General features: G+C 30.4%; 4 protein-coding genes. All 4 read right to left on the bottom strand.

The features are described from left to right. On the bottom strand, positions 1 to 1,523 hold a 1,523-nt coding region (locus ABJG40_RS01475; RefSeq protein WP_348022806.1), incomplete at its 3' end, for a sulfatase. Positions 1,524 to 1,527: 4 nt separating this feature from the next. Continuing rightward, positions 1,528 to 3,360 (bottom strand): glycoside hydrolase family 97 catalytic domain-containing protein, encoded by a 1,833-nt coding sequence (locus ABJG40_RS01470; protein ID WP_348022805.1) that lies wholly within the window; start codon positions 3,358 to 3,360, stop codon positions 1,528 to 1,530. A 90-nt stretch (positions 3,361 to 3,450) separates the two neighbouring features. Next, entirely contained in the window at positions 3,451 to 5,022 is a 1,572-nt protein-coding gene (locus ABJG40_RS01465) for an arylsulfatase (RefSeq protein WP_348022804.1), read from the bottom strand. 10 nt (positions 5,023 to 5,032) lie between these two features. Then, a partial coding sequence (locus tag ABJG40_RS01460) for a fibronectin type III domain-containing protein (protein WP_348022803.1) occupies positions 5,033 to 6,611 on the bottom strand: 1,579 nt, incomplete at its 5' end.

Raw genomic sequence — 6,611 nt, 5'->3', positions numbered from 1 at the left:
CTTTCTTGTCCTGCTAAAGACTTTGTTCTTTGTCTTTCTAACCACTTTTCACGAGCAGCTTCATCCCATTCAGCATCTACCTCTGCATAATGGGTATCCATAGATTTTAACCAATCTAAAAGCTGTATTTCCATTTGTTTCGCTATTTCTGGATTATTTTTTGCAACATCAGTACGCTCACCTAAATCAGTCTCTAAATTGTATAATTCAGCATTCAAATTTTCCCAATAATAAATCAATTTCCATTTTCCTTTTCTAATTATAGAACTTGGTTCTCCTCCTTGATTTCCATAATGAGGATAATGCCAATACAATGGTCTTTCATCAATACTTTCACCTAATAAAAGAGGTTTTAAACTAACACCATCCTTATGCGCTTCTGGTTTTAATGGCAAACCTGATAAATCTAACAGTGTTGGAAATAAATTTGTACCTGAAACAGGAACATCAATACTTCCTCCGTTTTGTTTGATCCAAGGAACATCTATAAAATATGGAATTCTAATACCACCTTCCCATTGATACCCTTTTCCTCCTCTTAAAGTCAATTGATTGGTAGAAAAATTATCACCAGAAGTAACACCTCCATTATCCGAAGTAAAAACAACAATTGTATTTTTATCTAAATTTAAGTCTCTTAGGGTTTTCATTACAGTTCCAATTGCCTCATCTACATGTTCTATTAAACCAGCATAAACTGGATTGTCTTGATATTTTCTAGCAGGTAATACACGTTCCATTTCAAAACCTTTTTCGTGGATTCCCATTTTTTCTGCTTTGTTACGATACTTTGTCCATTTTTCTTTGGTTGTCTGAATACCTCCATGAACTGCATAAAAAGAAAGGTAAGCAAGAAAATGACCATCTTTATTTTTTGTGATAAACTTACTTGTTTGGTTTGCCAAAATCATAGACAAATTCTTTCCTTTTTCTTCTGGTAAATTCGGTAAATTCGGATTTTTAAATGGAGAAAAGTACCCTCCACTTGGACCTCCAGCATGATTTCCTCCTATATTAACATCAAAACCATGATCTGTAGGTAATGATCCTTGTTCTTTACCCCCTAAATGCCATTTACCTGCAAAAAAAGTTGCATATCCATTTTCTTTAAAAGCTTCTGCTAATGTAATTGTACTCGTGTCTAAATGATCTCTATATTCTGGTGGTAACAACTTGGTATAACGTTTACGCTCTTTCCAAGCTTGCCCACTATTTCTTTTCCCTTCAAACTGTGTAATTCCATGTCTTGCAGGATATTGCCCAGTCATTAAACTTGCTCTAGACGGACTACAAACCGTACAAGCTGCGTATCCGTCTGTAAAAACAGTACCAGCTTTTGCAATTTTGTCGATGTTTGGAGTTTCGTAATACTTACTCCCCATAATACTTAAATCGGAGTAACCTAAATCATCAACCAAAATAAATAAAACATTAGGTTTTTGAGGAACTTCTACTTTTTTGTCATCATTTTTACAAGATGAAAACAAAAATAATACTGCAATCATTGAAATTATATTTTTCATATCTCTAATTTAATTCTGGTCTAATCCACATACAATGTCCACCTCCTGGTGCCATCATAGCTTTTATAATATCTCCTTTTTTAACGTATCCTTTTCTTATTTGATAAGCCTCTGGATTTTTCATACCATGAGTATCTTTTGTGTCTTCGTAATAGGTAACTGTATAATTTTGTCCTTCGATTAAGAAGTCTAAATTTATGTCTAAAGCCGCCCCCTTTTTACTAGCAACAGAACCAATAAACCATTCTTCACCAAATCTTCTTGCTGTAGAAATATGATCATCAATTTTGCTACTTAAAACGTTACTTTCGTTCCACTTACCAACTGGTATTTTCTGAATAAATTCGAAAAGATCTGATTTCTTTTGATATGATTCAGGTGCATCAGGAAGACAAACCAATCCACTATAAATTATTAAAGTTCTTGCTGCTTCTGAAACTACAGTAGAGAAATACGTGTTCTTCTTTTTTGGGCCTTTTAGTCTATCACCTTTATTGATACCAATTAAATCAAAATTCCCATTATTCATATCTAAAGGACCTTGAATAGCATTAATCAATGCCATTTTAATAAAAGTTTCTGGTGTAAATGCTTTTCTTGAATCTTGTTGTGCATGACAATATTCTCTAGTAATAGCATTTGGCAATGTTCTTTCAATTCCTGTAAAAGGAACTGGAGAATCATGGAAATCTACTAATAAATGGTTTTTAGCACTTTGCTGGATTGCATCGCTTGTAAAAGAAACGTTATTACCCATAAAACCATATTTGATACCACTCATACCTAAAGACTCGAAATAAGAAAACAATTCATCATCGCCGTAACGACCTTTATGATTATCGTAATAAAGTATCAACTTAACTCCTTTAGTTTTTGCATATTTAGATACCTTTTTAAGATCTAATTTATCTGTTAGTGTAAAATGACCCTTTGTTACTTTTGTGTACCAATGTGCATCAATTAAAAAATATTCAATTCCTTTTTTCTTAGCAAAATCAATAAATCTGATATAACTTTCTGTGTCAACTCCGTAAGTAAATCCATCTGCTGTTTTATAACCATGAACTCTCCAATCCCAAAGTGCTTTTCCTGGTTGAATCCAAGAAGTATCTTTTATTTTATTAGGAGTTGCTAAATTAAGAGGAACAGAATTAGTAACTAAATCACCTATTTTTTCTTCAAGTAATATAACTCGCCAAGGTGTTGTTACTTTTTCGCCTTTTAGTTTTGTTTTGTTTGTAGCAGCAAGTACCTTTTTATCTTTATTAAACTTAAATTTTATGGTTCCAAATTCTGGCGCCACATATAAATCTGATTCTAATATTGACAAATAAGAATTATCAGAATTTTTAACCACCAAAGGCGTCATTAATCTTGGTTGCTTTTTAACTTTCGTTAATTTATCCATAGAAATTGGTCCTAAAGGAGGATTTTCTCCATTTGGTGAATACAATTCATTCGTATTGCTTAAATTATATTCACAATAAAAAGTTGCTTCTGCACCTTCTTTAAATCCTTCTATTTCATATCTAAAACCAACTCCTTTATTAAAAACACGTACGTATAACTTGGCTTTTACTTCTTCTAATAAAACATCTAAAACAAGCTCATTATACTGGTTTTTAATCTCACTAAACTGCCCCCAAACGGGTTTCCAAGTTTTATTTTCTGAATTTAAAGTTGTCTTAGTAATTTCTGTTTTAACATTTGGTAAAATTGATATTACGGAAGTATCTACAATTAGTTTTTCTTGCCTAAATAATTGATATACTAAATTACCTTCTACTTCCTCTATTGTTATATGAACTGAAGCGTCTGGAGATTCAACTTGTTTCAATTTTCCTTTTTTGACGCAAGCGTTTACAATTACTACAAGTAAGAGTAAAAATGAAAATAGAGTAATCTTTGTTTTTATTTTCAACTTCATTTAATTAACAATCATTTTTATTTGCTGCCAACCTTCCATACCTTCATTTGTTTGATTAGCTCCTTGAGTACTTCTTCCTTCTAAAATAATTTTCTTTAAAGCCGCTTTTAGTTCTGCTGCTTTTTTAGGATTGCTGGCAATTAAATTTTTAGTTTCTGCAACATCTTCTTTAATATTGAATAATTGCATTTCTGGTAAATCTAATTTTTTCTTTTTTATTTCTTGAGGTTTTGGATAACTCCAACCACCAGATCCTTGAGTAATACACAATTTAAAATCTCCGTGTTTTATTGCAAATGAACCATCTATTGAGTGATAAATTATATATTCTCTTATCTCTTTTGTCTTTTTATCGGTCAATAATGGCAACATGCTGTAACTATCTTCACCTTCGGTATCTTTAATTTTATAACCAGTAATATCTGCACAGGTTGCAAAAAAGTCTGTAGTACTAATTGTTTTATTAGAACTTATATTTTTTAATGCTTGTTTAGGCCATTCTACAATAAATGGCACATGATGTCCTCCTTCATAAATATCTGCTTTCATACCTCTAAAAACGTAACTAGGATCGTGCTTAAACTTTTCTAATTCTTTAAAATCTGCTTTTGGTGAACAACCATTATCACTTGTAAAAACTAACAATGTATTTTCTGAAATTCCTATTGCTTTTAGTTTTTTTCTAATTTGACCAACCACATCATCTACTTGCATAACAAAATCGCCATATTCATTTGTTTTACTTTTACCTAAAAATTCATCCGAAGGTAAAATAGGTGTATGAGGAGCTGGTAAGGGAAGATATAAAAAGAAAGGTTTGTCATCATTTGCATTATCACCTATATAATTAATGGCTCTATCTGTTAAATCTTGTAGCACAGTTTGGTGCACAAAATCATCTGATGTTGGGCCTTTTCTCCACACACCTTTAGAATCTTTATTTTGTGTTGTTTTTGTAGGTACCATTGTTGGCATATCATTTTCTACATATACATAAGGAGGCATATCTAAAGAACCACAAAAACCAAAAGAATAATCAAAACCATGTGTAGATGGTCCGTTTTTAATAGGTTGTGTATAATCTACATCCTGAATTGTATGTAAATTATTTATGGTTTGTTTTTGTTCTCCATTAAAAACCCAATCCCAACCCATATGCCATTTACCAATAAAGGCAGTTTTATAGCCTTGATTTTTTAATATGTCTGCAACCGTAGTTCTGTTTGGGGTAATTAACGATTTTGAATACCCCCCTAACACATCACTTTTTAAACGACTTCTCCAATTATAGCGACCTGTTAAAATACCATATCTTGTTGGTGTGCAAACTGCAGAAGTAGTATGTGCATCCGTAAACATTATTCCATTAGACGCCATATTATCTAAATTAATGGTAGGTATTTTACTTTCTGGATTAAAGCTTTTTATATCTCCATAACCTAAATCATCTGCTAATATGTAAATAATATTAGGAGCTAGATTTTTTGCTACCTTGTTATTATCACTTACCTGCTTAATAGTATTACAAGAAGCTACAATTATTATAATTAATAAAAAAAAAACTTTTTTCATTTTGTTAAATTTAATCTGTTTTAATATTTCTATGAGGTAATTTGCTAAAAAGACTTTTACCATTTGTATTTACAAAAGCTTTTAGTGCGTATTTTGATTTTTTGTTTAATTTAGAATTGGGTATAAACACTTCAAAAGTATTTGTTTTTTTTGATAAATTTCTTCCTTCAATTTTATTTTCCTCAACCGTTAAATAAGATATATTTTCTATTTTAACTCCATAAGAATATTCGCCGTCTAATAAAATATTCTTAAACTTCACTTTTAATAAGTAACCCTTTTTTTGTTTTTCAATTTTCTTTATTTTAATTGAATACTCATCACTTGAGTTAAATAAAGTTGCTGTATTAGGATAAAAATTACTTTCACCCACAGACGTTTCTGCTTTTACAGTATAAAAATAAATTACATCTTGTTTTGCTGAAGTATCTTTAAAAAATGGTTTTTTAATTCCACTTGCTATTTTAGCATATTTATGGAGTTCTAAACCTCTATAAATAGTATAAGTTGTTTCTGGTAAAATTGAATCTTGTTCAATCCATTTTACAGAGACACTTCCGTCTGGTTGTCTTATTGCTGATACATTTTTTGGGCTAAAAGGAACTTTTTTAGACAAGCTAACCGTTTTTGTGTTTGAAAAATCTCCCAATCCAATTCCGTTATAAGCCACCACAGAAAAAACATAAGGCACATTGTAATCTAATCCTTTTAATCTGTAACCAAAAACATTATTAGTTTCAACTAGGTTTTCTTTACCTGTATTTTTATTAAGGTATTTAATTTTATATCCCTTAGCATTTGCAACACTTTTCCAGAAAATAGTAGCTGTATTATTTCTTCTTGAAATTTTAAATATTTCGGGTCTTTTAGGAGCGCTATTTGTTATAATCATTTGATTAGAAAACTCACTTACTCCTTCTTTATTTTCAGCACTCATTTTAAAATTATAAGCGACTCCTTTTTTCAGGTTATTAATCTCTATTGATGTTTCTTTTGCGCTAACTTTAATTTGTTTTATAACATCACTTGAAACTTCATTATAATTGATAATATATTTTTTCACATTTTCAATTGGTCCCCAAGTTAGTTTAATACCTTCTTGATTTACTTCCCCTTTATAAATTGTTGGATTTGCAGGTTTTGTAACCAATTTAGATTTCCATTTAGCTACTGATACACTAAATGATGGAATATTAATTTTTCCTTTCTTAAAAGTTACGTTCTTAATTTCTGTATTTTTAACCTTAATAGAATCTGCTGATATATAATTTACTTCAATTTTTTTGTTAAGCTGATGACCATCGATTTTTATATCAAAGTCTTTTGATTCTTTTGTTCTATTGGTAAAAACTAAATAATCATAACCATTAATACCTCTATAAGCTTGTGTATAAAAACCAGTTTCAATAGCTTTTTTTAAACCTGGAGCTTTAAATCCGTTTGTAACATTTGAATCAAAAATAAAATCTGAATGATTGGTTACATCATGATAAATTTCATAGGCTTTCCCTTCGAGTGTTTTATTGATTCCTGTTAAAATACTATCTGTATTCAACTTTGTTCCGTTTTTAAAAGCTTCCTCAATTTGA

This window comes from Polaribacter sp., assembly GCF_039939415.1.
Lineage (GTDB): Bacteria > Bacteroidota > Bacteroidia > Flavobacteriales > Flavobacteriaceae > Polaribacter.
This window is presented reverse-complemented; position numbering and strand designations above follow the sequence as displayed.